Genomic DNA, 26624 nt, shown 5'->3' on the forward strand with positions numbered 1-26624 from the left:
GGCGGGGGGGGGGGGGGGGGGGGGGGGGGCGGGGGGTGGGGGGGGGGGGGGGGGGGGGGGGGGGGCGGGGGGGGGGGGTTGGGGGGGGGGGGGGGGGGGCGGCCCCCCCCCCCCCCCCACCGCCGTCTCGCCGCATCACCGCACCGGCTACCGGCTACCGGCTACCGGCTACCGGCTACCGGCTACCGGCCCACGATCACCCGGAGGTCCGCGGCGTTGGCCTCGGTGACCTTCCACAGCTCCTGCTGGCGGCCGTGCACATCGGCGACCGACGCCGCGTGGTCGGCCAGCAGCGCGGTCGCCCGCTCGGTGAGGCGGGCGCCGAGGTGGCGGTCGTGGACGGAGATGCCCCATTCGGGCCGCTCGATGTCGGCCAGGAAGTAGGCCATCTTGGGGTGCGATATGAGGCTGATGATCGGCGTTCCGCAGCCGAACGGGATCATCCCCGCGTGTCCCCGCATGCCGATGACCAGCTTCGTCCGGGCGTAGACGTCACGTATGGAGTCGTTGTCGAAGTCGTACATCGGGATGACCGGCAGCGAGATGCCGTGCTCGCGCCGCAGGTCGAACGCGATCCGCTCGTCGTCCAGCGAGTGCGCCACACACTTCACCTCGGCCTGCTCGCCGAGCGCGGTGACCGCGGTGGCCATCTCGTTGAGGAAGTGTCCGTAGTCATGGCCGAAGCGCAGACCCGCCCGGTCGTAGGCGGCGTTGACCAGGATGGTGTCCTCGCGTTCGGCCGGGTCGCGCCAGCCGTCGACCAGCTGCCGGGTCACCGTGGTCGGGCAGGGCTGGAAGCGGACCTTGTCCTGGAGCTCCGGCGGCAGCAGCTCCCGGACCTTCTCGATCGAGCCGTGGTTGCGCAGCCCGAAGAAGGCGGAGGTCTCCACCAGCTTGCGCAGGCTGGACAGGAACCGCTTGCGGCCGTGTCCGTACGCCTGGCCGTCGAAGGCGTTGAAGCCGACCGCGTACACCAGGACGGGGACGTCGATCCGCCCCAGCAGCTCGTCGGAGACGTTCCACTGCCAACCGCTGTTGCCGTTCGGCGCGGTGTCGGGGATGAAGAGCCCGCCGCCGCCGATGACCAGCCCCCGCCGGGCGTTGACCCGCTCCAGGGCCCTCTCGTCGAAGAGCCGGTGGGCGTGGACCGAGTGCCAGCGGTCGGGCCCGGTGTCCTGGCCGAAGGCCAGCCGTACGCTCTCGGGCAGCAGCTTGTCGCCCGCGTTGCCCTGGCGCTCCATGTAGAAGGCGACATGGGCGAGCTGCCCGGAGGCGGGGCCCTCCGCGGGCGGGGTGAGGCCGGTGGTACGCAGGTGCATCAGCCGGTTCGCCCGGTGCGTCGGGTCGACGCCGAGCCCCTGGAGCGCGAGGCGGGACGCGTCCTCGTCGTCGCCGTGGATCCAGGCGATCTGGGCGAGCCGCCCGTACGCGGTCGCGGCCCGGTTGGGCGCGGAGGCCGCCAGCAGCAGCTGGGCGCGGGCCTCCTCGTACCGGGACACGCTCATCAGGGCGTGCCCGAGCACCTCGTGCGGCCAGGACTCCTCGACCGGGATCCGCAGCGGGGCGAGCAGGTCGACGGCTTCCTGGTACTCGCCGGCCAGGATGTGGGCGGCGGCCACCCGGCGGGCGCTGTCCACGTCGGCGGTGCGCCGGACGTGCGGGGTGCCGTAGTGGACCAGCAGGTCGTGGTGCTTGGTGCCGCGGGCCGCGAGGTAGGCGGCGTGGAACGCGGCGTCGGAGAGGTTGTACTCGTGCCAGCGGGCCTCGGCCTCGGAGTAACCGGCCTCACCGCCCTGCCAGGGCTTGTGCCGCCCCGTGAAGTGCAGGATCGCCGTGCCGTCGGGCACCGGGAGGTCACCCGACAGGCGCCGCTTGACGAAGTTGTAGCGGGCGTCCAGGTGGATGAAGTCGCCGTCCAGCACGGCGTTCAGGATGCCCTGGTCGTGCTTGTCCAGCTCGTACGAACCGGCCCGGCCCACCCGGTCCAGCTCGGCGCAGAAGGCGTCGGTCAGATACTCGCGCTGGATGACCAGCAGCCCGCTGTTCAGCTTGTGCTGTCCGTAGAAGAACTGCGGGACGGCGGCCAGGCCCTCGCGCAGCCGCAGCAGCTCGCCCAGGTCGTCCAGGACGACCATGTCGGTGTCCAGGGTGATCACGGTGTCGTAGTCGCGGACCCGGAACACGTCGAGGATGAAGTAGGCCTTGCGCACCAGGTAGTTGTCCTGGTCGCCCTTGGCGTACGAGTCGTAGTGGCCGGCGTCCACCCGGCGGAAATCGGCGCGCGGGTGCAGGGCGCGGATCTTCGCGACGGAGGCGGGACGCAGGCCGTCGTGCAGGACGAGGAAGTCCTCGCAGACGTTCGGGTTGGACAGGGCGAGGCTGCGCAGCAGGGTCAGGAAGCCGGGCAGGTAGTTCTCGTCCACGAAGCTGGCGAAGGCGATGCGGCGCTTCCCGGTCAGCGCGTTCGCGGGCGCCACGGGGGCCGCGGTGGAGGTGGTGGGCATCGTCATCGCAGGCAGATCCTCGTGTCGGTGACGCTCTGGGCCCGTTCCATGACCCACGCCTTCTCGCTGGTGTACTCGTGCACGGAGGTGATCGGCATCTGCATCGCCGCGGGCAGCCGGTAGGCGCCGCTCTCGTAGAAGTCGAAGCCGATCAGGTCGAGGCGCGGGCTCACGTCCAGGAAGTCCAGCAGCCAGAGCATGTTGAAGCCGCTGGTGGGGATCGAGGGCCACACGTCCCGGCCGAGGCGCCCGATGCCGCGCACCGGCCAGCGCAGGGATTCGTCCCCCAGGTAGGTCTGCGCGCCCGGGACCAGCCGGTTGCGCAGCGAGTACTTCCAGTCGCCGGAGATGCCGCCGAAGATCAGCCGGGTGTCCACGTGCTGGTCCCAGTTGAACCCGTGCTTGTGGATGCTGACGTGGATGTCGGTGCGCCGGCCGGTGGCCGCCGGGTCGATCCGGTACGAGTTGAAGCGGACCACCAGGTCGTAGTCGTCGATCTCCTTGCCCAGCGAACTGCTGCCCACCCGCTGGGAGTTGGCTATCAGGCAGATGGACTTCCCGGCGATCCGGTTGCGGAACTCCCCCAGGGTGAGCCAGCGGACGCCGCCGAAGGTGGGGTCGTCGACCGGTCCGCGCATCCGGGCCCGGCGCTGCTCCGCGTAGAGCGTGGTGAGGGCGGTGAGTTCGGCGAGGGCGGACGGGTCGCCGGGGCCCGCGGACGCCCGTCCGGCCGTGGGCGCGCTCCCGCCGCCCGCGACACCGGCCTCCTCGCGGAGGAGGCCGAGGTAGTGGGCGAGCGTCTGCTGGATCTCGTTGACCGGGGCGTCGGCCCCGATCTGCGCGAGCAGCGCGCCGATCAGCAGCGGCCGGGCCTCGTCCCGGGCGCCCCGGGCGTGCAGCTCCAGGCCCTGCGCCCAGGAGTCGGTGACGGAGCCGTCGGCGAACTCCCGGGCCTCGGGGCAGCCGGTGGCGAGCCGCTGCACCAGCTCCGCCTGGAGCCGGGCGCCCTCGCGGAGCCCGGCCAGCTTGGCGGCGACGCCGAAGCCGTCCTCCTCGGTGAGTTCGAGGTAGCGCTCGAACGCGGCGACCGCGGCGCTCTCGGCGCCCATGGCCTCCAGCACGCGGGCGCGCAGCCGCCAGCCGGCCCGGGAGCGCTTGCGCTGGGTGAGCACGGTGTCGGCGACCATCAGGGCGAGCTTCGTCTCGTCCTCGTAACCGCAGTCCAGGGCCTTGTTCCCGACCGCGAGCAACGGGTCCATCAGCGCGTCGCCGAGCAGCAGCGCGGAGCTGGCCGACGCCTTGGCCGGGCGTCGCAGCAGCGGCAGCGGGCTGGTGCCCGTGGTCGCCGGGGCGGTCGCGGCATGGGTGGCGAGAAAGGTGCGGAGCGCCTCGGCCAGGGCGTTGCGCCGCCGGTCCAGGCTCGCGACGAGCTTGGTGCTGTGCGCGGCACAGGCACTCAGGCAGGTCTCCAGGTCCACGGCGTCCACCCGGTCGGCGGCCACCGTCTCTCCGGAGGTTGTCGCAGCCTCCGCGTCACGTTGCCGTGGCCAGCGGGTGCGGGCTTTCGTCATGGCGCTCCAAGCGTCTGGTGCCCGTGGGGGGAGGGGGCTTCGGTCTCGCGCGGGTGCCGGGGTCTCCGTCCGGGGTGACCCGGAGTGAAGTTCCGCGCAGTGGTTGTCGGTTCCGCGTCACCGTAGGAAACCTGGACGACCGAAGGATGAACTCCCTCTGTCGGACCGGGAAACGGCGTGCTGCCCGGGCGTTCCGCGCGCTTTCGCGGCCCTACGCTGACGCGGCACGACGCTGGAGAGGGGAGCGGCTTTGACCACCGCACCACAGGGTGTGACCATCACGCCGAAGGACACGAAGGCGGCATCCCGGACCGCTCCGCCCGATCACGACCGGGCCGCCCCGGACGGTACGGAACCGCCCCGTACGACGGCCCACCGGCCGAAGGCGCGGCTGCGCTCCCTGGACGGGCTGCGGCTGCTCGCCGCGCTGATGGTGGCCGGTTACCACTACGGGGGCCGCGGCGGCGAGATAACCGAGGCCTGGGGCAGCTCGCCCGCCACCCAGTTCCCCACGGCCCACACCTGGCTGGCGTACGGCTGTCTCGGGGTGCAGGTCTTCTTCGTGATCAGCGGCTTCGTGATCTGCATGAGCGGCTGGGGGCGCACACCGCTCGCGTTCTTCGCCTCGCGCGCCTCGCGGCTGCTGCCGGCTTACTGGGCGGCGGTCGTGCTGGTGACCGCGGTGTTCGCGCTGCCGATGGTCGCGTACGAGGCGGTCTCCCCCAGCGACGCGCTGCTGAACCTGACGCTGTTCCAGCAGCCGTTGGGCGCGGACCGGGTGCTGGGGGTGTGCTGGACGCTCTGGGCCGAGGTGCGGTTCTACGCGCTGTTCGCCCTGTGCGTGGTGCTGCCGGGGGTGAACCGGCGCCGGGTGGTGCTGTTCTGCGCCGGGTGGACGCTGGCGGCGGTGCTGGCCCAGGCTGCGGACGAACCGTTCCTCGACGTGACGCTCATGCCGCAGTACGCCCCGTACTTCATCGGCGGCATCGGCCTATACCTGCTGCACCGGGACCGGCGTGACGCGCTGGCCTGGGGCATCGTCGGGGTGAGCTGGCTGCTGGGCCAGCACTACGCGGTGGCCGACCTGTGGCACCCGGACAGCCCGGACGCGTTCTCCTACCGTTCATCGGCGGTCATCATCCTGATCGTGACGGCCGGCTTCGCCGCCGTCGCGGCCGTCGCGCTGGGCGCCCTGAACCGGATCGACTGGCCGTGGCTCACGGTCGCCGGGGCGCTCACCTACCCGTTCTACCTGGTACACGAGCACCTGGGCTGGGTGGTGGTGGGGTGGCTGCACCGCGGCCTCGGTGTGCCGTCGTGGGCGACGTTCGCGCTGACCCTGGCGGCGATGCTGGGGCTGGCGTGGCTGCTGCACCGGTTCGTGGAACGACGCTTCACCCCGCCGCTGCGGAAGGCCCTGGCGGCGGGCCGATGACCGGGACGGGCACACCCGGCACCCGGGCTCCGACGACCACCACTCTCCGGAGGACCACCACCATGTCCCTGTTCGGACACCGCCCGCGGCTCCGGCTCCGCGGGGCCCGGCCGGTCGCGGCCGCCCTCACCCTGCTGCTGGCCTCGACGGCCCTCGCCGCCCCCGCGCCCGCCGCGGTGGCGGCACCCGCGGCGGCCCCCGTACCGCCTGCTGTGGCCACCCCCTTCAAGGCGAACACCGAGGGCTACCGCTGCTTCCGGATCCCCGCCCTCGTCACCACCCCCTCGGGCGCCCTGCTGGCCTTCGCCGAGGGGCGGGTCTCCACCTGCGCCGATGTCGGCCACAACGACATCGTGATGAAGAAGTCCACCGACGGCGGCCGGAGTTGGGGCCCGCTGAAGGTGGTGGCGGGCACGGGCGACCAGGACGCGCACGGCAATCCGGCGCCCGTCGTGGACGCGGCGACCGGCCGGGTTTCGCTGCTGTACGCGACCGGCGGCTGGAGCGGCACCCCGGACCAGCCGGTCCGCGGACCCCGCGGCCTGCGCGTCGTCCACAGCGTGAACGACGGCACCACCTGGACGGCCGGAACCGCGCTCCCCCACCTGAAGCCCGCCGGCCGGAGCTGGATCTCCACCGGACCCGGCCACGGCATCCAGCTCGACAGCGGCCCGCACCGGGGCAGGCTCGTCGTGCCGGGCGACTACACCACCCAGGACGGCCGGGCCGGCGGCCAGCTGTACTACAGCGACGACGGCGGCCTGACCTGGGCCCTGGGCGCGCAGGCGGACGTGGACCGGAACACCGCCGCCGCGTTCCCGGCCGAGCTCTCGGTGGCGGAGACCACCGGCGGAGGCGTGTACGTCAACGCCCGCAGCTCGGCCCGGTGCGGCACGAACGACCACCGGATGACGGCCACCAGCACGGACGGCGGGGCCACGTTCGACGCCCCGTTCTCCCCGGTGCCCGGCCTCGACACCGCACCCGTCTCCGGCTCGCTGCTGCGCCTGCACGCGAAGGAGCTGGGCGCCACGCGGGACCGGCTCCTGATCTCCCTCCCGTCCCGGCTGGGCCCGCACACCCTGGAGGACCGCCGCGAACTGGCGATCCGCTCCTCCTCCGACGAGGGCAGGACCTGGCAGACGGCCGGTACGGTGGTGACGCCGGGCCGGTCCGGCTACTCCGACCTGGCGCTCCTGCCGACCGGCGCCATCGGGGTGCTCTACGAGAGCGCGGGGAACATCCCGCACAGCGACCTCGTCTTCACCTCGTTCACCGAGAGCGCGATGGACGCGGACCGGCGCGAACTGCGCCTGCCCCGCACCTCGGACACCGGCCCCCACGGCTACGGCAACCACGCCGTGGTCCACGGCGGCGCCCAGCTCTCCACCCGTAACTCCGGCAGGTCCATGGCCTTCGACGGCCAGGACGACTACCTCCGCATGGTCTCCTGCTCCGACTCGCTGCGCCTGGGCACGGGCGACTTCACCGTGACCGCCTGGTTCCAGCACTCGGCGACGACCGGCGCGCGGCCCATCATCTGGGGTTACGGCATGGGCTCCGGCGTCAAGCAGTTCTGGCTGCGGGCGGAGCCGGCCAACGGCACCCTGCGCGCCGCGATCGACACGGGCGGCGCCTTCGCCGACGTACGGACCACGTCCTCGTACAACGACGGCCAGTGGCACCACGCGGTCTTCAAGCGGCAGGCGGGCCGGCTGACCCTGGCGGTGGACGGCGGGCAGGAGTTCAGCGCCCCGGCCCCGGCGGGCGACATCACTCCGGCCGCGCAGTTCTCGGTCCACGTCGGCGCCCGCCCGGACTTCCCGAACCAGCCGGCCGGTGTCACGGAGCTGTTCCGCGGCGGCCTGGACGACATCCGGATCTTCGGCCGCGGTCTGACGGCGCAGGAGGCGGCCCGGGTCAAGGGCGGGGCGCTGGACGTGGCCAACGAGGAGGAGCGGGTGCGGCTGGGGTTCTCCAGCATCTGGTAGCCGCTGTCCGAACCGGACGGTCCCGGACCTCGGCTCCGCTTGACCTCAAGCGGAGTCGAGGTCCTACCGTCACCGGCATGGACTACTCACACGACGACGCCGGACTCGCCCGCCAGCCGATCGGCTACTGGAGCTGGGCCGCGCACGACGCGACGGTGACCCACATCCGGGCGGCGCTGGCCGAGCACGGACTGACCCAGCCGCCCTGGTGGGTGATCAACCAGCTCATCGGCGCGGAGGAGGACGGCCGCGACCGCGCCGAGGTGGTCACCTTCCTCAGCGGCTACCTCGACACCGGGGCGGACGGCATCGAGGCGGCCGTCGACGAGCTGCTGGACCGCGGGCTGATCACCCAGGACGACGAGGCGCGGCTACGGATCACGCCCGAGGGGCGGGCGCTGCGCGACCGGGCGTTCGCACGGGTGGCGCGGGCCCGCGCGGAGATCCACGAGGGCATCGCGGACGAGGAGTTCGTCGCCGCGCTGAAGGTGCTCCAGCGGATGATCCACAACGTCGGGGCCAAGGCCTACCACCACTGACGGCTCCCGGTCGGCGCCTCTACACGCTGCTGAGCGAGAGCTTCGCCGCGAACCCCAGGAACAGCACGCCCGCCGCCGAGGTCGCCCCCGCCGAGAGCCTCTTACGGCGGCGGAAGGCGGCCGCCAGGCGGGTGCCGCCGAAGATCAGCGTGGAGAGGTAGAGGAAGCTGGCGAGCTGGAGCAACGTCCCGAGCAGCAGGAACGACAGGGCGGGGTAGGCGTAGCCGGGGTCGACGAACTGCACGAAGAACGAGATCAGGAACAGGATCGCCTTCGGGTTGATCAGACTGACCACCAGCGCCCGCCGGTAGGGATGCTCCGACCCCGCGGCGGGCGCCTCGGCCGCCTCCGCCAGTTCGGCGGTACGCCGGTGCCGCTCGCGCCACAGGGACACCGCCGCGCGCAGCATGCCGATCGCCAGCCAGGTCAGATAGCCGGCGCCCGCGTACTTGACGATCGCGAAGAGCAGCGGCGTGGTCTGGAGCAGCGAGGCCGCGCCGAGGGCGGCCAGCGTCATCAGGACGGTGTCCCCGGTCCAGACGCCGGCGGCGGCCTTGTAGCCGGTGCGGACACCGCGCCGGGCGGCGACGGAGAGCACGTACAGCGAGTTCGGGCCTGGCAGGAGCACGATCAGCAGCAGGCCGGCGAGATAGGTCGGAAGGTCGGTGACACCCAGCATGGACGGAGTCTCGCACAGCCGTGCGGTGCGGCGCGGACACGTTTCACCGACCGGTCACCGCGACGCCTGCGCCCGGGTTTCCCGACGCCGTCGGGGACCACAGTCCACGGCTCTGTCCAGGGCCTCGGACGTTCGGTCAGGGATCACTCCTGGGGGTGACCTCCCCAGGGGGTCTGGACGCGCCGCCCCTGTCCCGCGCAGGATGCGACGACCGGGCCGACGCGTGCCAGGGGGAAGTGGGGATGGCAGGGATGCCGGACAGGAACAGGGACGGGGAGAGCGGCGCGTACGGAGACGGGAGCGGCCCTCCGTACGCGCGCCGGGGACGGTACGGGAGCGGAGGCGGCGCAAGGCGCGGCCGGCGCGCCGCCACCGCGACCGCCGCCGGACTGCTCGCGACCGCCGCCCTCGCGGCAGGGTGCGGGCCGCAGGACCCGGCCGCCGACGCGTTGCGCCGACCACCGGCGCCGGCCACCACCACGGCTCCCGCGCCCTCCCCCACCGAGGACGCCGAGCCCGACGGCACACCCGCCCCGGCCACCAGCACCACACCGCCACCCCCGCCCACCACGCCACCCGCCGCGCCGCCCTCCTCCGCACCCGCCTCTCCCGCCCCGACCACAGCCCCTGCCCCGCCCTCTCCTCCGCCCCAGGTCCTCATGCGCACCGGCTCCGAAGGCGCCCAGGTGCGGGAGTTGCAGGCGCGGTTGCGGCAGACCGGGCACTTCGGGCGCAACCCCACCGGCTACTACGGCACGGTCACCGCCGAGGCCGTCCGGTCGTTCCAGGACAAGCGGGGCACGGAGGCGACCGGCTCCACGGACGCGGTCACCTGGCAGAAGCTGCTGGCCATGACCCGTACACCGACGGCCGACGAGCTCGACCCGCCGACCGAGCGGCCGGTGGCGAAGCCGGACGAGCGGTGTCTGACCGGCCGGGTGCTCTGTATCAGCAAGAAGAGCCGGACCCTGGCGTGGATGGTCGACGGCCGGGTCGTCTCGGCGATGGACGTGCGCTTCGGCTCGGAGTACACGCCTACGCGCGAGGGCGAGTTCCCGGTGTTCTGGAAGTCCCGGGACCATGTGTCGACGCTGTACGACACCCCGATGCCGTACGCCCTGTTCTTCAGCGGGGGCCAGGCCGTGCACTACTCCGCCGACTTCGCGGCCGACGGCTACGGCGGTGCTTCGCACGGCTGTGTGAACGTCCGGGACAGGGCGAAGGTCGCGGCCCTCTTCGACCAGGTGAGGAACGGCGACAAGGTCGTCATCTACTGGTGAGGGATCCGGCGGTGTGAGAGGGCGCGGGCGGGACCGGGGGAACGTGTCCCGCCCGCGCCGATGCGCTGAGCCGAAGGTACGGGGGGAACCCCGGCTCGTCGCGCTGCCGATGACCAGTCGGCTCACTCTGTACTGCGCCCGGCGCTCGAAAAACGTCACACCTTTCGGCGACGCGCCTTCACACGGAGGGAAAAGCGCAGGTCAGCGGGCGAGTGCGGCCGTCGGGGCGAGGCTCGCCGGGCGCAGCGGAACCGCCTCCTCCGCCCGTACGCCGACATCGGGGCGGCGCTCGCCGTCCGCGTCGGAGGGGGCGGGCTCGAAGGAGACGGGCGGCAGGGAGCCACCGTCACCGTCACCGCGACCCGGTCCGTCGTCGTCCCCACCGCCGCCGGAGGAGCCCCCGCCGTCGGACCCGCCGGAGCCGCCCCCGCCGAGGAGCCGGTCGCAGAAGCGCTCCAGGTTCTCCTCGCCCTTGGCCATGTGGATCAGCTGACGCCGGCTCCGCTCGTCGAGCGTGCCGTCGCGGAAGGCCTTGCAGGCCTTGACGGACTTCTCGTACCAGTTGCCGCCCTCGCCCTGACCGCCGGAGCCGCCGGGCCGCTCGTCGCGGTGGGCCGGGTCCTTGGAGGCGTTCTCGCGGCCGGAACCGCCACCGCTCCCGCCACCGGAGCCATCCGTTCCGTCAGGCCGGTTCCGGTCGCCGGTGCGGTCGTCGCCGTCCGCCTCCGCGTCGGTCCCGCCGGTCTCCGGCCGCTCGGCCTCCTCGGACGCGCCGGGCCGCCGGCTCTCGGGCGAGGAGACCGGATCGGGGACGTCGGGCGGGGAGGGCAGGGCTTCGGCGGACGGGTCCTCTGCGGGCAGCCCGGAGGCCAGCGGCTCCGGGGTGGCCGCCGATACGGAGGAGGCGGGGGCGGGTGATGCGTGGCCGCCGAAGAGGCCCGGAAGCATCCCCGTACCGGCGGCGACCGCCACCCCGCCGAGCGCGCAGCCCGCGAGCGAGACGGCCAGGCCGAAGCGGACCGGGCGGCTCCAGCGCGGACGGCGGGGCGGGGCGGCGGGGGCGGCGCCGATGTGGACGGAGTGCAGCGTTCCGGGCTGCCCGGGGAGCGCCGTGCCCGCGTTCCGCCCGGCGAGCCGGTCGCCGCCGGAGCTGGAGGCCTGCCGGAACGCGGTGAGCACGGCGTCCTCGCCGGGGAGTTCGCCGGAGGGGACGCGGCGGACGGCACGGGCCGCGGCGAGCGCTTCGGCGAGCCGGACGGCGTCGTCGCGGGCCTGGTCGCCGAGGGGTACGACCGGCTCGCCGCGGAGCAGTTTCTCCGCCGCGTCCTTGTCGAGCCAGTCGTCCTGCCGGTCGGCCATCACATGTCCCTCTGCGTCCACGGTCGCGAATGCGTCACACCGGGAGTGACCCCGGCCGGCGCCGCCGGACCGCCCCTACCGGGGCGCTGAGAGGGTACGGCACCGAGCCCCGAACCGCCGCCCTGGCCCTGACCTGCATCGCTTCCGGCCCTCTGGGCCGAAGCCAGGTCCGGCCCTTCGGGCCCACCGCCCGGCGCGGGCGCACCGGCGGGGAGCGGCGGGTCGGGGTGCTCGGTACCGAGGAGTTCGGCGAGCCGCTTGAGGCCGCGGTGGGCGGCGGTGCGTACGGCGCCGGGCCGCTTGCCGAGGGTCTGGGCGGCGCTCTTGGCGTCGAGCCCGACGACCACGCGCAGCACGACGGCCTCGGCCTGGTCCTGCGGGAGCTGGGCGATGAGGGACATCGTGCGGTCGGTGTCGAGCGCCTCCATGGCGTCACCGGCGGTGTCGGACTGGGCGGGCCGGCCGGTCAGCTCGGTCTCGTCGCCGCCGATCGCGGGCCGGCGGCTGCGCATCCGCAGATGGTCGAGCGACCGGTTCCGGGCGATCCGGGCCGCCCAGCCCCGGAACCGGTCGGCGTCCCCGCTGAACCGGTCGAGGTCACGCGCTATCTGGAGCCAGGCCTCGGACGCCACGTCCTCGGCGTCCGGCTCGCCCACCAGCGTCCGTATGTAGCCCAACAGCCGTGGCTGCACAGCGCGGTACACAGCACGGAAGGCGTCCTCGTCCCCGTCCTGTGCCGCGAGCACCGCGGCGGTCAGCTCCGCGTCGTCCCCCAGCACTCCCTCAACCCGCCCTGCTGTCCAAATCGCAGCTGGTCACCACTGCTGCGCCACTCTGCGCGACTCAGCACGCTACGTGGTCGGCAGGGGTCGCGTCCATGACTTGTACAACTCGCAACAATTCGCGGCCCTCGGTGCGGTGTGACAGAAAACGCAGCCGCGGCGCTGAGATGAGTACGGGGTCGTGCTGCGACCCCGTGGAAGACGGCCGGGGCCTCTCCTGTGGGGGGTGGCGGCCCCGGTCGTCGCTCCTCCGCTCACCCGACCCAGCAGCGTTCAGTCGTCGCGTGAGCTCAGGACAAGCTCCTGGCACTTCCCTTCGGCGCCGCAGGCCATCCGCGATGATCCCGCCCGAACGGGCACCCCGGGCGCCCACGACGCCGAGACGATCACCGGACAGCAGCCACTAAAGTGCCCAGCGTGAACACCGCGCCTCAGCAGACGACCGTCTTCCGCCTGATCGTCACGGGCGGTGGCACCGGCGGTCACACGTACCCCGCTCTCACCGCGATCCGCACCTTGCAGGCGCGCCTGGCGGCTTCCGGTCGCACCCTCGACGTCCTGTGGATCGGAACGGCCGAGGGCCTGGAAGCCCGGGTCACCAGCGCGGAGGGCATCCCGTTCACCACCGTCGCCACGGGCAAGATCCGGCGTCACGCGAATCCGCTGAAGATGGTGTCGCCGGCCAATGTCCGGGACATGGCACGTGTGCCGCTCGGGGTCGCCCAGGCGCGCACCGCTGTCTCCGCCTTCCGGCCGGACGTCGTGCTCGCCACGGGCGGTTATGTAGCGGTGCCGGCCGGGCTCGCCGCCAAGATGTGCCGGGTCCCGCTGGTCCTGCACGAGCAGACCGTCCGCCTCGGCCTCGCCAACCGGAAGCTCGCCGGGTCCGCCGCGCGGATCGCCGTCTCCTCGGAGTCGACCCTGCCGCTTCTGCCGGAGAGCGTCCGGTCTGCGGCGGTGGTCACCGGCAACCCCGTACGGCCGGAGGTCCTGGCCGGGCACCCGGACAAGGCCGTGACCGCGCTCGGCCTCCACAGCTTCGACCGGCGGCTCCCGACGGTGTACGTCACCGGGGGCGCGCAGGGCTCGCAGCAGATCAACGACGTGGTCGGCAGCGCACTGCCGTGGCTGCTGGAGCGCGCCAACGTGGTGCACCAGTGCGGTCCGGCCCACGTCGAGGCGCTGTCCGCGCGCGCCGCAGGGCTTCCGGCCTCTCTGGCCGCCCGGTACCACCTCACCCCGTTCGTCGGGCCGGAGCTGCCGGACGTCCTGGCCCTGGCCGATCTCGTGATCTCCCGCAGCGGCGCGGGCACCCTCGCCGAGCTGACCGCCCTGGGCAAGCCCGCCGTATTCATCCCGCTCGCCACGGCGGCCGGCAACGAACAGGCCCACAACGCCCGCCACCTGCAGGAGTCCGGAGCGGCGGTCGCCCTCCTCGGCGACGTCACCGGCGGGCGCCTGCGTGAGGCCGTCGGCCCGCTGCTCGATGATCCGGCGCGCCGGGAGTCGATGGCCGCGGCAGCCCGGGCACACGGCCGCCCGGACGCGGCGGAACGGCTCGTGGACGTGATCCTCTCCGCAGCGTCCCGATAACAGCGCGGGCTCGCAGAGGGCTACGTGATCCGTCCACCAGCATGGAGGGCGGTGCCGGCTTCAATGAGCACAGCGCACTCGTGGAATGCAGCGTCACCCTGGCCCATCGGGTCGGGCACGTCCCGGTCGCCGAGGTAGAGACGCAGTTTGTTCTCGTTTTCCGGACCGCAGAAGGCCCGGAGGGTGGCGAGAACAGAGGCGTCCATGGCGAGTACCGTGTCCGCCCAATCCAACATGTCCAGGCTGGTCTGCTGAGCACGGTGGGCGGTGAGGTCATAGCCCAGCCGCCGGGCGGCGTTGATCATGGCGGAATGAGCTGGCTGGTCCTGCCACTTGCCGATCAGCCCGGCCGAGCGAACGGCCAGACGCGGTCCACCCCGTCGAGCGAGAGCAAGCTGAGCGAAGGGGCTACGGCAGTAGTTCCCCAGGCACACGACAAGCAGATTCGACATCATGAGCCGCCTGTGGCCTTGAGTGCGTGTCCGAGGGCCGCCACCACTCGGTGGACGTCTGCCTCGGTGAGGTGCTGGTGGAAGGGCAGGCTCAGGATTTCCCGGCTGGCCTGTTCGGTGGCGGGCAGGTCACGCGTCCAGCGTGCGAAGGCGGGCTGAAGGTGGTTGGGCGGGTAGTGAACGCCGACGCCGATGTTCCTCGCCCGTAGGTGGGCGAATACGTGGTCCCGGTGCGGCACGCGTACCTGACACAGGTGCGGCACCGTGTGGTCAAGGTCGACGTCGGCAAGCGTCACCCCCTCCAGCGCGTTCAGGGCATCGCTGTAGGCGCGCCACAAATCCCGTCGGGAGCGCGCAGTGGCGTCGAAATGGTCGAACTGGGCCAGCCCGATGGCGGCGTTGATGGACGAGAGCTGATACCGCAGGCCGAAGCCTTCCACCTGGTAGCTGGTGGTCTCAGCGCGCTCGCTCTGGGACTGCGTGACGCCCAGCATGCGGAGTCGGCGGACGGAGGCGGCCTCCTCGGGCGTACGGGGGATGACGGCCCCGCCTTGGCCACACGTCAGGTTCTTGACCGGCCCGAAGGAGAAGCACGTCAGGGCCGTGTCATCGGCGCCGACGCGTTCGGGTCCGCAGTGAGAGCCGAAAGCATGGGCGGCGTCCTGGATGACCACGATGCCCCACTCAGCCAGATTCTCGCGAATGGAGCTGAGGTCGACGGCCCGGCCGCCGAAGAGCACCGGCAGCACGGCGGCCGTGTCATCGGTGACTGCGTCCATGACGAGTTGCGGGGTGACGCACAACGTCGCCGGGTCTACGTCGATGAACCGCGGGGCGGCTCCCACAGCCCGGATGGCCTGCACAGTGGCGCAGAACGTCATGGACGGCACAATCACCTCGTCGCCAAGGCCGATGCCTGTGGCCAGCAGGGCACTGTGCAGCGCAGCGGTACCGGAACTGACGGCCACCACGTCGGGTACGCCGAGGTACGCGGCGATCCGCCTCTCGAATTCGGCGGTGAGGTCAGTGTGTCCGTACTGGCCGGCCTCCAGGACACGGGCGACAGACGCTGCTTCTCGTCCGTAGAGGTACGGGGACGCGTTGCGCCGGGCGTCGGGGATGGTCAGATTCATGTGGTTACCCCGTTCATGGCGATGCGCTTCAAGTCGGTCGCCTCGCCAACGGCCAACGTCTCGACGTAGTTGGTCAGGAAGACCCCTGTCCGGTAGGTCAGACGGTCATGGTCGACCGGGAGGCCGAACAGTCCGTTGACCATTTGGCCGACCAGGTCGGCTCCGGCCGCCTCGGTCAAGGGGAAACCGCCGGCGATCCGGACGTTCAGTTCGGTGATGGTGACCTGCCCGTCTGCCTGGACGAAGCCCTGCACGCAGCACAGGCCCTCGGCGCGTACAGCACGTAGGGCGGCCAGCACGAGATCGAGCACGGTGGTGTCGCGGAAGGTGGTGGAGACTGCGGCGAGTCCGGCCTTCACCAGGTCCCGGCGGCGCAGGATCGCCGACGCTCGGCCGGTGCGGTCCACCAGGCAGTCTGCCGTGAACTCGGTTCCGTACACCCGCTCCTGCACCAAGGCATCAGGGACCACCTCGCTCAGCAGCAGGGCGTGCTCCTTCTTCTCGACGAAGTGGACGTGCTGGGCGCCGTGGCCGCGCCGGGGCTTGACCACCAACTGCGTGTTCTCGGGAACCCGGTCGAGGGTGTCGCCCCACCATGACCGAGGGGTTGGCACCTCCCGCTCGGTGAGCACGCGATGAAAGGCTGCCTTGTCGATGCATGTGTGTACCGACGAAGGTTCGGGCAGCCACATACGCACGCCGATCTCCTCCAGCTGAGAACTCATACGCAGCAAGGGCGGAAGGTCGTTCTCGATGGCGGGTACCACCGCGTCTACCGCCAGCGCCCGGCACAGCCCGGTCATGCGGGCCCGGTAGTCCTGGTCGTCAGCTGTCGGAATGACCTGAGGCACGACTTGCGGGAGCAGGAAGCCTGGGGCAAGAGGGTTGGCGTCGGCGGCGATGACGCGGTGGCCGAGACGGGTAAGGCTCCGGGCCAGCCCGAAGCCGGGGTTGGCTCCAGTGCCGGTGACCAGGATCCGGCGCGGTGCGATCTGGTCAGCAGGCACGACCGTCCTCCAGAGGTGCGAGCGAGGGGCGGAGGGCCGGCGGAGCGGTGCGCCGCATACTTCCGCTCGTGAGCGGAGCCCACCGGTCGGGGTTACGGCGGTACCACTCTGCGGTTTCAGCCAACCCATCCTCCAGGCGGTGAGCAGGCCGGTAGCCGAGCTGGTCGCGGGCCTTGGACCAGTCGATCGAGTAGCGGGCGTCGTTCGACGGTCGGTCGGGGATGTACGTGACCTCGTCCCACGTCGCGCCGCAGATGTTCAGCAGGCGGCCGGTCAGCTCCTTGGTGGACAGGTCAGTACCTCCACCGAGGTTGTAGACCTCGCCCGGCTCCCCATCACGCAGCACCGCTTCGATCCCGGCGCAGTTGTCTTCTACGTGCAGCCAGTTACGTACGTGCTGCCCCCGGTCGTGGAGTGTGACGGGTACTCCTCGCAAGAGTCGGGTCACGAAGAGCGGGATGACCTTTTCGGGGTGCTGGTAGGGCCCGTAGTTGTTGCTGCTACGAGTCGCACACAGCGGGAGCCCAAGCGTCTGGTAGGCACCCAGGGCTACCAGGTCCGCGGCCGCCTTCGACACCGCGTACGGAACCGAGGGACGCAAGGGCGAATCCTCGGTCGCGGCCCCCTCCAGCAGCGGGCCGTAAACCTCGTCGGTCGAGACGTGGACGAACTTGTCGACACCGTGGCGGTGTGCGGCGTCCACGAGCACCCGGGTGCCGAGAACATTCGTGGACAAGAACGCGTCGGCCGCGTTGTAGGAGCGGTCGACGTGGGACTCGGCCGCGAAATGCACGACTGCTGTGGGACCGGACGCCATCAGGCTGTCGACAACAGCTGCGTCACGGATGTCGCCGTGGACGAACCGTAGTTTGTCCGATAGAAACGCCATGCCCAGGTTCTCGATGTGACCGGCGTAGGTGAGGGCGTCAAGGACGGTCACACGGGCGACGTCCTCAGTCTGGATGATCCGCTTGACGAAGTGCGAGCCGATGAAGCCCGCACCTCCAGTGACGAGTACGTGTTTCATGCACGCCTCCCGGAAGAGTGACGGCCCGGCACATCGCGCAGAAGGCCGATGTCGGCAGGCCGTCGAGAGATGCCCGGAACCTCCCCGAGCTGCCTCCACGGTGGGCCGCACAACCCGTTGGAGTCTGTATCCCCGATGTGGGCCCGCTCTGCGAAGCGGGTCGCTACGGTGCCGTACAGACACCAGAGTTGGGGGGTGTGCATGGAGACGGAAGCAGTACGCCATCCCCTGACCTACGTGCGCCAACAGCGCGGCTGGAGCATGGAGAAGCTCGCCCACCACCTGAACCTGGCCGCGCAACGCCGCGGTCTTCGCATCGCTGCCGACCGCAGTCGCATCTACCGGTGGGAGCACAGGCGGGTGGGCGCTCCCAGCGACCTCTATCAAGAGCTGCTGGCCGACGTTCTGGGCATCGATTCCGCCCGGTTGCGGACCGTGCCATGGCCGTGGTGGCTACCCGCCTACGATCGCCCGTTCCCCTTCAGCCCGGCCGGCGTCCGCGCCGCCCACACGGAGTTATTGGTGGATCTCGACCAGCCTGACCGCCGTACCTTCCTCGCCCTCGCCGCCGGATCCTTAGTCGGAATGGCAACCGAATGGGCTCGCGTCGAACCCGAACGTCTGGCCGGGGCTCTGGCTGGGCGCCGCGTCGATGAAAGCCTGCTCACCTGGCTGGAGAGCAGCGTCGAACGCCTCCCCGGCCTGGCGAACACATCCCCTCAGGAGTGTGCTGACCTCCTCGGCGCGGCCATGCGCGTCACTATCAACCTGCTCGACTCGGCCCGCTACGACGAACCCACCGGCCGCCGGCTGCGTACCGTTCTGGCTCAGGCAGCCCAGAGCGCCGCCTGGCTCCACTTCGACCAAGGCCGCCACGCCTCGGCACAACGCCACTGGCGCACCGCCCTGCACTCAGCCCACAGCGCCGACGACCGCGACCTAGGAGCCGGAGTCCTCTCCGACCTCGCCTACTCCGCCACCTGGCTCGGCCACCCCGGTGAGGCGGTCGAGATCCTCGCCCTTGCCCGTACCCGAACCCGCCACGCGACAGCCCGCTCCTTGTTGGATGTACGCCGCGCCCGCGCCCTCGCGGTCCTCCAGGACGATGTAGGCACCGCCCGCGCACTCAACGACGCCGAACACCAACTGGAGCGTGGCAGAGCACAATCCGCACCCCCGTGGGTGTCCTGGATGTCATCCGCCGACCTCGCCGTTGACGCAGGGCGCTGCTGGCTGGACCTGGAAGACCCACGGCGAGCCAACGCCGCGTTGGAGGAGGGTCTGGCCTTGCTGGTTCCCGAACGGGAGAGAACCCGCTCCATCATGCTCACCTATCGAGCCCACGCGGCGCTCGCCGACCACGACGTCGCCGCCGCCGTGGCGGACACTCGGACAGCTCTGGACACCGCTTTGGGCACACGTGCTTCACGGTGCCTCGACCTGGTGCGCGGCACCCTGCGGGAGTCACTCGAGCCCCACAAGGACGAAGCCGCCGTTCAGGACCTGCGCTCGTACGCACATCAGCGGCTGGTGTCCGTGGCCACGTGAGCGGACTCCCTGACCCTGGAAGAGCTGGGCGCCTACATGACCAGCGCCCTTCACCTGGAGGAGTCCGGGGCAGCGGTCGCGCTCCTCGGGGACGTCGATGGTGGGCGTCTGCGCGAGGCGGTCGGGCCGCAGGTCAGTGGTCGTCCCAGTGGCCGTCGTGCTCCGCGTGCCGGTGGCCGTCGTGTACGTAGTCCACGTGGTCGCCGTGCGGGACCGCGACATGGCCGCAGTCCTGGCCGTGCTGGTGGTCGTGGCCCTCGTGCACCGCGTGCCCGGACTTCGCGCATTCGTCCACGTGGTCGCCGTGCACCCGGTGCAGGTGGTCGTCATGGACGTAGTCGATGTGGTCCTCGTGCGGGACGGCGACATGTCCGCAGCCCGGAGCGTGCCGGTGGGCATGGTCGGAGTGGGGGCGGTGCTCCGTGGTGGTGGACATCTGCGCGGCTCCTCGTCGAATGGGGCGTGGCCGTACCGGCCGAAGAGCCGAACGCACACACCTCGCGGCTTATCGCCGATTTTATCCCTTCCGAGGTACGGAGTCCGGGGAAGCCGCACGGAGCGGTGAGGCGGGTGGCGCACGTGACGCGGTCGGCCTCGGCTATTGGCCGAGCTGAATTCCGCCGATCCGTAGTGGCGATTCTGGATCCGGTATAAACTCGCTCCCGATCCAGGGGAACCCACACGACCCCGTCCCGCACCCATGGCCAGAGCAATCCAGGCCAGGCTTTTCCGCAGCGCGAAGTGATATTTCGCGCCGACCGGCATGGGCCGATGCGCGGACCTTTCGAATATCCCGCCGCACGCCGATACAGAGCTTCGGGATGGCACTCACGCAGCCGATCGGACAGCCCCGTCCACCGAACCGTTCATCCGACGAGGAGACCAGAATGCAGCAGAAGCCCCCGTGCCAGATATGCGGCGGACCCGTCCGCGAGTTCCTCGACTTCGGCAAGCAGCCGCTCTCCGACCGCTTCCTCGCCCCTCATTCCGCGGAACCGGAGTTCTTCTACCGACTCGCCGTGGGCATGTGCGAGGAGTGCACGATGGTGCAGCTCATGGAGGAGGTACCGCGTGACGAGATGTTCCATGCGGAGTACCCCTACCATTCCTCTGGTTCGCGTGTGATGCAGGAGCATTTCACTCAGGTCGCCCGGACGTTCCTCGGTACCGAACTGGCGGGTTCGGATCCCTTCATCGTGGAGTTGGGCTGCAATGACGGAGTGATGCTGAAGACCGTCGCCGAATCCGGTGTACGGCATCTCGGGGTCGAGCCGTCGGGCAGTGTCGCGGACGTCGCCGCGGCAAGTGGCATCCGGGTCCGCAAGGACTTCTTCGAGGACGCGACGGCCGCCGCGATTCTGGCAGAGGAAGGTCCGGCGGATGTCATTTACGCCGCCAACACCCTCTGCCACATCCCTTATATGGACTCCGTGCTGCAAGGAGTGCAGACCCTGCTGGCGCCGAACGGTGTCTTCGTCTTCGAGGACCCCTATTTCGCCGACATCGTGGCCCGGACCTCCTTCGACCAGATCTACGACGAGCACTTCTACTTCTTCACCGTGCGCTCGGTGCGCACGATGGCCGCCCGGCACGGCCTCGAACTGGTCGACGCCGAACGGCTGCCGGTGCACGGGGGCGAGGTCAGGTACACCCTGGCCAGGGCCGGCGCGCGGCAGCCGTCCGCGGAAGTGGCGCGGCTGCTCGCCGAGGAGGACGCCCAGGAGCTGACCGGGTTCGCCACCCTGGAGCGGTTCGCCTCGGCGGTGGAGAAGCGCCGGGACGAACTGGTCTCCCTGTTGCGCCGGCTGCGGGACGAGGGCCGGCACGTCGTCGGCTACGGAGCGACGGCCAAGAGCGCCACCGTGCTGAACTACTGCGGGATCGGCCAGGACCTGCTCGCGTACATCAGCGACAGCACCCCGGCCAAGCAGGGCCGCCTCACCCCGGGTTCGCACATCCCGGTCCTGCCTCCCGAGCGGTTCCGCTCCCGCTACCCGGACTACGCGGTGCTCTTCGCCTGGAACCACGCCGAGGAGATCATGGCGAACGAGGAGGAGTTCCGCGCCGCGGGCGGACAGTGGATCGGATACGTCCCCGGCGTCCACGTGGTGTGACGGCGGCAACCGGACACCGGTGGGGCGCGGCGCCGGGTAACCGGCGCCGCACCTTCGGCGCTCACTCCCAGCGGAAGGTCAGGGCGGCCACCACCGAACCGGCCACCCCCGCCACCAACAGGCTCACCAGGTGCATCAGTTCGGGGGCCGCTCCGGCCCAGGTGGCCCCCAGGGCCTTGAGGCCCGCGCCGTAGGGCAGGTACTCCCCCACGCTGCGCAGAGCGGCCGGGAGGCTGTCCGGGGCGCCCAGGCCGCCCCCGATGGCCATCGTGCCGAAGAACAGCACGAAGCCCGCCGCGACCACCACGTTGGGCGACGGCGCCAGGGCGGCCACCAGCAGTCCCAGCCCGTACATGGCGAACGCCACCAGGGCGAAGACCAGCACCGAGGCGAGGATGTTCTCCGGCATGCCCGCGTCGAACGCGGTGGCCCCGACGATCAGGGCGAGGCAGATGCCCAGTACGGAGGTCAGCAGGTTGGTCACCGTCTGCGCGACGAGCAGGGCGATGGGCCGGACCGGGGTGACCGAGAGACGGCGCAACACGCCGAGCTGACGGGACTGCGCCATGTTCGTCGGCAGGAAGATCAGGGCCAGCATGCTGATGATCATCAGCAGCGTCATCGGCATCAGCGTGACGTCCAGGAAGGTGCGTCCGCTGTGGTCCTGGGAGGGCCGGGTCGCCGAGTCGCCCATGGCGTTCATCGTCAGGATCAGCAGGGGCAGGCCGAGCGGCAGCAGCAGCTGCGCGCTGTCACGCAGGTCGAGCAGGGCCTGCGTCCTGGTCAGTCGGAGGAATCCGTTCACGGTGCTCATGCGTCCGCTCCTTCGGTCTCGGCGTGGCCCCCGAGCGACCGTCCGGTCAGGCTGAGGTAGGCGTCCTCCAGGGTCGTGGTCTCGGTCCGCACCCCGTCGGTGCTCACGCCCTGGCGCGCCAGCTCGGCTTCCACCGCTCCGACCAGGTCGCCCCGTCCGGTGACGGTGACCGTACGGCCTTCGACCACCACGTCGGCCACCTCGTCCAGGGCCGACAGCGCCGACCGGTCCACCGCGTCGGCGCTGCGGAAGCGCAGCCGCTGACCGCCGGAGACGTCGGAGATGAGCGCGGCCGGGGTGTCGAGCGCGGCGATCCGGCCCTGGTCGATGAGGGCGATCCGGTCGCACAGACGCTCGGCCTCCTCCATGAAGTGGGTGACCAGCACCACGGTGACACCGCGGTCACGCACCTGCTCGACCACCTGCCAGGTGTCCCGGCGGGCCCGCGGGTCGAGTCCGGTGGTCAGCTCGTCCAGGATGGCCACCTTCGGGTTGCCCACCAGGGCCAGGGCGATCGACAGACGCTGCTGCTGGCCGCCGGAGAGCGCCTTGACCGCGGTCCTGCGCTTGGACTCCAGATGGAAGTCGTGCAGCAGTTGCCGGGGGTCGGCGGGGTCGCGGTAGAAGGACGCGAACAGGTCCAGTGCCTCGCCCACCCGCAGGCGTTCGGGCAGCCTGCTCTCCTGGAGCTGGACACCGAGTACCTGGCGCAGTTCCGCTCGTTCGGTGCGGGGGTCGAGACCGAGGACGCGCACGCGGCCCGCGTCGGGCGTGCGGAGGCCCGCGACACACTCGACCGCGGTGGTCTTGCCCGCGCCGTTCGGGCCGAGGATCCCGAAGATCTCGCCCGCCTCCACCTCGAAGTCCACTCCCCGCACGGCCTGGGTAGCGCCGTAGGACTTGGTCAGTCCGGCCACTTCGATGAGGGCCATCGCCTCGTTCTCCTCACTGGTTGTCGGTCGTTTCTCGTACGTTTCGACGGCTCGCCGGCCCCCTCGTGCCGACAGCGGTTCATCGGGCCGGCGGACGGATGGTGACGTCGCGCACCAGCCACCAGGTCAGCAGCGTCCCGACGGCGGCTATGCCGAGGAGGCCCAGGACCGCCCAGCCGAGTGCCAGCCGGTCGGCGTAGGCGGGCAGGGTTCCGAGGGCGACGCTGTCGCGGCCCAGCAGGATGTCCCCGGGAAAGACCAGCAGGGTGACGAACGGCACCATCAGCAGGCCCCTGGAGGCGAACCGGTACACGCACGCGGCGCCGAACGCGCCGCCCACCAGCCACACCAGGTGCACCAGCCAGCTCTCCAGGAGATAGGAGGGCAGCGAGGCGAAGCCCCAGTGGTGCGGCTGGTCGGCCACGGTGTAGACCAGGGCCTCCAGGCCGAGGCCGACGGTGAACAGCGCCGCGGTGAAACCTGCGATGGCGACGGCGAAGACGAGCGCCTGCCGGCTGAACGCCCTGCGCGTCATGGAGTTGGACACGTGGAGCGGAAGACTGTGCCAGGTCAGGTGGACGCCGATCACCAGGCAGTACGCCCGTGCCCAGGCGTCGTAGGACGGCATGACGCCGTCGGCGTCCGGACCGTACTCGGTCAGCAGGGCGGACGAACCGGTCATGGTGAGGACCACCAGGCTCAGCACGCACCACGCGACACAGCTGACGCGCAGCCAGTAGCGCAGCAGCAGACGCAGGGCCGCCCCCCGCCAGGGCGGTGCGGGAGCGGTGTTCATCGATCGCGCTCCCCCATGTCACGGATGAGGTGGCTGAAGAGGTCCTGCAGGCCGATGGGTCCCAGATCCAGGTTCATGGACCAGGCGCGGGCGTGCCGGTCGGCGCCCAGCTCGCCGAAGACCACCACCGACTTGGTGTAGCCGAGCAGTCGCTCGTCCAGGACCTGGAGGCCCTGGACGAAGGAGTCCACCAGGTCCGCGGGTCCGGTGACCTGGCAGCCCTGCGCCCGGAGCGCCTCGGTCTCGCCGCGTGCCACCAGCTTCCCCGCGTCGAGCATCACCACTTCCTCGAAGACGGAGCCGAGCTCCTCCACCAGGTGGGTCGAGACGATCACGGTGCGCGGGCGGGCCATGTAGTCGGCGAGCAGCTCGTCGTAGAAGACGTGGCGGGCCGGGACGTCCATGACGGCGTGGGCCTCGTCGAACATGGTCACCGGCGCCTGGGAGGCCAGCCCCGCGATGACGCCGACCGCGGCCCGTTCGCCCTCCGAGAGGGATCTGATGCGCTTGTCGGTGGCTATGCGGAAACGCTCGGTCAGGTGTTCCGCGTAGTCGTCGTCCCAGTCGGGACGTAACGTGGCGGCGAACCCGAGCGCGTCCCGCACCCGGCCGAGTTCGTCGGGGAAGTGGAACCGGCCGCGCACGAGACAGACCTTCGCCGCCGCGGCCTCGTTCTCGAAGACGGGTTCCCCACCGATGCGTACGGTGCCCGAGTCGGGGCGGCGCAGGCCGGCCAGGACCGACATCAGGCTGCTCTTGCCCGAGCCGTTGCGGCCGATCAGGCCGTAGATCCGGCCCCCGCCCAGATGCAGGGAGAGGTTGTCCAGGACCACCCTGCGCCCGATGGTGAGCCGCAGGTCCCGCACCGAGACCGCGACACTCATCGCTCGCCCCGCCGCGCGGTGCCGTGCGCGGCTTCGGCGCCCTCGGCCTGCCGCAGCCGTTCGATGACCTCGTCGAGGGGTACGCCGATGGTCCGCGCCTCCTCCACCATCGCATCGACGACTTCGGTGAAGAAGCGCTCCCGGCGCTGCCCCAGCAGGACCGACCGGGCGGCCGGTGTGACGAACATGCCGATTCCCCTCTTCTTGTAGAGCAGGCCCTCGTCCACGAGCTGCTGGTAGGCCTTGGCGACCGTCGCCGGGTTGATGCGGTGGAACGTGGCGTACTGGGTGGTGGACGTGACCGGCTCGTCGCCGCTCAGCGCGCCGTTGACGATGTCGGCACGTACGCGCTCGGCGACCTGGAGGTAGATCGGTGACCTCTCGTCGAACATGCCGCCTCCCTACCTCTCTGGTTCACTACTCGACTAATGAACCATAGAGCGCGGAGCGGTCCCGCTGTCAAGGGAGAGGGGCCGGCAGGCCGCACGGTCCGAGGGGTGTTCACCCGTTCCAGCGACGCATGACCAGTACGGCGTTGTGGCCGCCGAAGCCGAACGAATGGCTGACCGCCACCTGTACCGGGTGCTCCTGGGTCTTGTGGGGGACGAAGTTGATCCCGGGGAACTCGGGGTCGTCGCAGTTGACGGTCGGCGGCACCAGGCCCGTGCCCAGAACCTCGCTGATCACGGCCGCCTCCACCGCGCCGCTCGCCGCGAGCAGGTGGCCGGTCATGCTCTTCGTGGAGCTGACCGGCATCCGCTCGGCCTGCTCCCCGTAGACCCGGCGGAGCGCCGCCACCTCGCCGGCATCGTTGAGCAGCGTCCCGGTGCCGTGCGCGTTGACGTACCCGACCTCGTCGGTGTTGAGCCGGGCCGCCGCCAGCGCCTCCCGCATGGCGCGGTCCATCTGCGCCCCGTCGGGCGCGGGGGCGGTCAGGTGGTGTGCGTCGGTGGTGGCGGCGTACCCGGCGAGTTCGGCCCGGATCGGCGCGCCGCGCCGGACCGCGTGCTCCGCGCTCTCCAGAACGAGCACGCCCGCCCCGGCCCCGATCACGAACCCGTCCCGGCCCCGGTCGAAGGGGCGGGACGCGGCGGCGGGATCGCCCGTACGGCGGGAGAGCACGCGGGCTCGGGCGGCCGCGGCCAGTTCCAGCCTGCCGAAGGCGTCCATGCCCCCGGCGACGGCCACGTCCGCCCGGCCCTCGCTGATCCAGCGCGCGGCCTCGCCGATGCACATGGTGCCCGTGGCGCAGGCCGCGACCAGCTCGGCGGACGGGCCGCGGGCGCCGAGGGCGAGGGCGAGTTCGGCCGCCGCGCTGATACCCATCGTCGGGAACACGTGGGGGCTGACTCCCCCGTACCCCTCCGCCGCCATCGCCGCCGCGTTGTCGGACGCGATACGGGTCGAGCCGATGATCGACCCGACCGCGACCCCGACGCGCGGGGCGAGCGCGTCGTCCAGACCGAGTCCCGCCTCCGCGAGAGCCATACGGGCCGCGGCGATCCCCGCCTGGATCGTCCAGTCCGTACGGCGCACGGTGTGCCTGGGCACATGGACGAGAGGGTCGAAGCCGCGTACCTCCGCCCCGATGCGGACGGGCAGGTCGTCCACCTCGAAGCCGGTGACCTCGCCCACCCCGCTCCGGCCCGCGAGCAGCCCCTCCCAGGTGGCGGCCCAGTCGGGCCCGAGCGGAGTGACCGCCCCCCGGCCGGTCACCACCACGCGCCGGTCCCGCGAGCCGTCCGTCCGGTCACCGTTCACAGCTGGTCCCCTCTCTGCTCTCTACCTGTCTCCGCCGGGCCGTGCCCCGGCGGTTCCTGTCGGCTCAGCCCGCGGCGACCGGTCTCGCGCGGTGTCGTGCGGTGAGTTCGACGAGGCGGCCGACCGCGTCGGCCGGGGAGGGCATCGCGTGCAGGTCGGCCTGGAGCCGCCGGGCCCCGACCGTGAACGAGGGATCCTCCAGCAGCTGTTCCACCCCCGCCACGACCGCCTTCCCCGACACCCCCTCCACCGGCAGGCTGATCCCCGCCCCGTAGGAGGTGACGCCGTCGGCGAGCCAGATCGCGTCCATCTGGTCGGGCATCGAGATCTGGGGGGTGGCGTGGAGTGCGGTGGTGCCGATCGTGCCGAACCCGCCGTGATGGACCATCACCCGGCAGGTCGGGACCAGCGCGGCCAGCGGCA

At 71.4% G+C, this 26624-nt stretch carries 24 protein-coding genes; 7 read left to right on the forward strand and 17 right to left on the reverse strand.

The genetic code is table 11. The features are described 5' to 3' along the window. Positions 1–182: 182 nt before the first annotated feature. Together ACIRR8_RS32175 and ACIRR8_RS32180 are read right to left on the reverse strand one after the other, a co-directional pair. Entirely contained in the window at positions 183–2510 is a 2328-nt protein-coding gene (locus tag ACIRR8_RS32175; protein WP_404071481.1) for a glycosyltransferase, read from the reverse strand. Further along, the gene (locus tag ACIRR8_RS32180) at positions 2507–4006 is read right to left on the reverse strand and encodes a hypothetical protein (protein WP_404071483.1); all 1500 of its coding nucleotides are present in this window, start codon (positions 4004–4006) and stop codon (positions 2507–2509) included. The genes ACIRR8_RS32175 and ACIRR8_RS32180 overlap by 4 nt, the downstream gene beginning before the upstream one ends. Positions 4007–4346: 340 nt before the next feature. On the opposite strand from ACIRR8_RS32180, the gene ACIRR8_RS32185 reads away from it, so the two are divergent. From ACIRR8_RS32185 to ACIRR8_RS32195, 3 genes are all read left to right on the forward strand, one after another. Then, entirely contained in the window at positions 4347–5510 is a 1164-nt protein-coding gene (locus ACIRR8_RS32185) for an acyltransferase family protein (protein ID WP_404071530.1), read from the forward strand. Between the two features lie 62 nt (positions 5511–5572). Further along, positions 5573–7501 (forward strand): exo-alpha-sialidase, encoded by a 1929-nt coding sequence (locus ACIRR8_RS32190; protein ID WP_404071485.1) that lies wholly within the window; start codon positions 5573–5575, stop codon positions 7499–7501. A gap of 77 nt (positions 7502–7578) precedes the next feature. Then, complete coding sequence (locus ACIRR8_RS32195) at positions 7579–8040, forward strand: MarR family winged helix-turn-helix transcriptional regulator (protein WP_404071487.1); 462 nt, start codon at positions 7579–7581, stop codon at positions 8038–8040. Positions 8041–8059: 19 nt separating this feature from the next. On the opposite strand, the gene leuE is transcribed toward ACIRR8_RS32195, so the two are convergent. After that, positions 8060–8719: a leucine efflux protein LeuE gene (leuE, locus tag ACIRR8_RS32200; RefSeq protein WP_404071489.1), complete on the reverse strand. Its 660-nt coding sequence runs from the start codon at positions 8717–8719 to the stop codon at positions 8060–8062. A gap of 251 nt (positions 8720–8970) precedes the next feature. On the opposite strand from leuE, the gene ACIRR8_RS32205 reads away from it, so the two are divergent. Further along, positions 8971–9999: a L,D-transpeptidase family protein gene (locus ACIRR8_RS32205; RefSeq protein WP_404071491.1), complete on the forward strand. Its 1029-nt coding sequence runs from the start codon at positions 8971–8973 to the stop codon at positions 9997–9999. A gap of 201 nt (positions 10000–10200) precedes the next feature. On the opposite strand, the gene ACIRR8_RS32210 is transcribed toward ACIRR8_RS32205, so the two are convergent. Together ACIRR8_RS32210 and ACIRR8_RS32215 are read right to left on the reverse strand one after the other, a co-directional pair. After that, positions 10201–11358: a hypothetical protein gene (locus ACIRR8_RS32210; RefSeq protein ID WP_404071492.1), complete on the reverse strand. Its 1158-nt coding sequence runs from the start codon at positions 11356–11358 to the stop codon at positions 10201–10203. Further along, complete coding sequence (locus tag ACIRR8_RS32215) at positions 11358–12137, reverse strand: RNA polymerase sigma factor (RefSeq protein ID WP_404071493.1); 780 nt, start codon at positions 12135–12137, stop codon at positions 11358–11360. Before ACIRR8_RS32215 ends, ACIRR8_RS32210 begins: the two co-directional genes overlap by 1 nt. Positions 12138–12557: 420 nt before the next feature. Here ACIRR8_RS32215 and ACIRR8_RS32220 point away from each other — a divergent pair, with 420 nt between their 5' ends. Further along, positions 12558–13733: a UDP-N-acetylglucosamine--N-acetylmuramyl-(pentapeptide) pyrophosphoryl-undecaprenol N-acetylglucosamine transferase gene (locus tag ACIRR8_RS32220; RefSeq protein ID WP_404071495.1), complete on the forward strand. Its 1176-nt coding sequence runs from the start codon at positions 12558–12560 to the stop codon at positions 13731–13733. Positions 13734–13753: 20 nt separating this feature from the next. Here ACIRR8_RS32220 and ACIRR8_RS32225 read toward each other — a convergent pair whose 3' ends face one another. The 4 genes from ACIRR8_RS32225 to ACIRR8_RS32240 are packed head-to-tail and all read right to left on the reverse strand — an operon-like array spanning position 13754 to position 17352. Continuing rightward, on the reverse strand, positions 13754–14188 hold the full coding sequence (locus tag ACIRR8_RS32225) for a low molecular weight phosphotyrosine protein phosphatase (protein WP_404071497.1): 435 nt from the start codon (positions 14186–14188) through the stop codon (positions 13754–13756). Continuing rightward, positions 14185–15318 carry a DegT/DnrJ/EryC1/StrS family aminotransferase gene (locus tag ACIRR8_RS32230; RefSeq protein WP_404071499.1) on the reverse strand — a complete coding sequence of 378 codons (1134 nt, stop codon included), beginning with the start codon at positions 15316–15318 and terminating at the stop codon, positions 14185–14187. Before ACIRR8_RS32230 ends, ACIRR8_RS32225 begins: the two co-directional genes overlap by 4 nt. Then, positions 15315–16325, reverse strand: coding sequence for an ATP-grasp domain-containing protein (locus tag ACIRR8_RS32235; RefSeq protein WP_404071501.1), 1011 nt, complete (start codon positions 16323–16325; stop codon positions 15315–15317). Before ACIRR8_RS32235 ends, ACIRR8_RS32230 begins: the two co-directional genes overlap by 4 nt. Continuing rightward, the gene (locus ACIRR8_RS32240; protein WP_404071503.1) at positions 16315–17352 is read right to left on the reverse strand and encodes a dTDP-glucose 4,6-dehydratase; all 1038 of its coding nucleotides are present in this window, start codon (positions 17350–17352) and stop codon (positions 16315–16317) included. The genes ACIRR8_RS32235 and ACIRR8_RS32240 overlap by 11 nt, the downstream gene beginning before the upstream one ends. A 201-nt stretch (positions 17353–17553) precedes the next feature. Here ACIRR8_RS32240 and ACIRR8_RS32245 point away from each other — a divergent pair, with 201 nt between their 5' ends. Then, a complete protein-coding gene (locus ACIRR8_RS32245; RefSeq protein ID WP_404071505.1) occupies positions 17554–18900 on the forward strand; it encodes an XRE family transcriptional regulator in 1347 nt (448 codons plus the stop codon). 133 nt (positions 18901–19033) lie between these two features. Here ACIRR8_RS32245 and ACIRR8_RS32250 read toward each other — a convergent pair whose 3' ends face one another. After that, the gene (locus ACIRR8_RS32250) at positions 19034–19336 is read right to left on the reverse strand and encodes a hypothetical protein (RefSeq protein WP_404071507.1); all 303 of its coding nucleotides are present in this window, start codon (positions 19334–19336) and stop codon (positions 19034–19036) included. 451 nt (positions 19337–19787) lie between these two features. Between ACIRR8_RS32250 and ACIRR8_RS32255 the strand changes: the two genes are divergently transcribed. Beyond that, positions 19788–21014: a methyltransferase domain-containing protein gene (locus tag ACIRR8_RS32255; RefSeq protein ID WP_404071508.1), complete on the forward strand. Its 1227-nt coding sequence runs from the start codon at positions 19788–19790 to the stop codon at positions 21012–21014. A 61-nt stretch (positions 21015–21075) separates the two neighbouring features. On the opposite strand, the gene ACIRR8_RS32260 is transcribed toward ACIRR8_RS32255, so the two are convergent. From ACIRR8_RS32260 to ACIRR8_RS32290, 7 genes are all read right to left on the reverse strand, one after another. Then, positions 21076–21828: an ABC transporter permease gene (locus tag ACIRR8_RS32260; protein ID WP_404071510.1), complete on the reverse strand. Its 753-nt coding sequence runs from the start codon at positions 21826–21828 to the stop codon at positions 21076–21078. Beyond that, positions 21825–22760 carry an ABC transporter ATP-binding protein gene (locus tag ACIRR8_RS32265; protein WP_404071512.1) on the reverse strand — a complete coding sequence of 312 codons (936 nt, stop codon included), beginning with the start codon at positions 22758–22760 and terminating at the stop codon, positions 21825–21827. The genes ACIRR8_RS32260 and ACIRR8_RS32265 overlap by 4 nt, the downstream gene beginning before the upstream one ends. A gap of 79 nt (positions 22761–22839) precedes the next feature. Further along, positions 22840–23556, reverse strand: a complete 717-nt coding sequence (locus tag ACIRR8_RS32270) for a hypothetical protein (protein WP_404071513.1) — start codon at positions 23554–23556, stop codon at positions 22840–22842. Next, positions 23553–24440, reverse strand: a complete 888-nt coding sequence (locus ACIRR8_RS32275; RefSeq protein WP_404071514.1) for an ATP-binding cassette domain-containing protein — start codon at positions 24438–24440, stop codon at positions 23553–23555. The genes ACIRR8_RS32270 and ACIRR8_RS32275 overlap by 4 nt, the downstream gene beginning before the upstream one ends. Further along, a complete protein-coding gene (locus ACIRR8_RS32280) occupies positions 24437–24832 on the reverse strand; it encodes a GntR family transcriptional regulator (RefSeq protein ID WP_404071516.1) in 396 nt (131 codons plus the stop codon). Before ACIRR8_RS32280 ends, ACIRR8_RS32275 begins: the two co-directional genes overlap by 4 nt. Before the next feature lie 109 nt (positions 24833–24941). After that, on the reverse strand, positions 24942–26201 hold the full coding sequence (locus ACIRR8_RS32285) for a beta-ketoacyl-[acyl-carrier-protein] synthase family protein (RefSeq protein WP_404071518.1): 1260 nt from the start codon (positions 26199–26201) through the stop codon (positions 24942–24944). Positions 26202–26265: 64 nt separating this feature from the next. Then, positions 26266–26624: nucleotide disphospho-sugar-binding domain-containing protein (locus ACIRR8_RS32290; RefSeq protein WP_404071520.1), on the reverse strand; the 359-nt coding region annotated here is incomplete at its 5' end.

Source organism: Streptomyces sp. NPDC101178, from assembly GCF_044767965.1.
GTDB lineage: Bacteria > Actinomycetota > Actinomycetes > Streptomycetales > Streptomycetaceae > Streptomyces.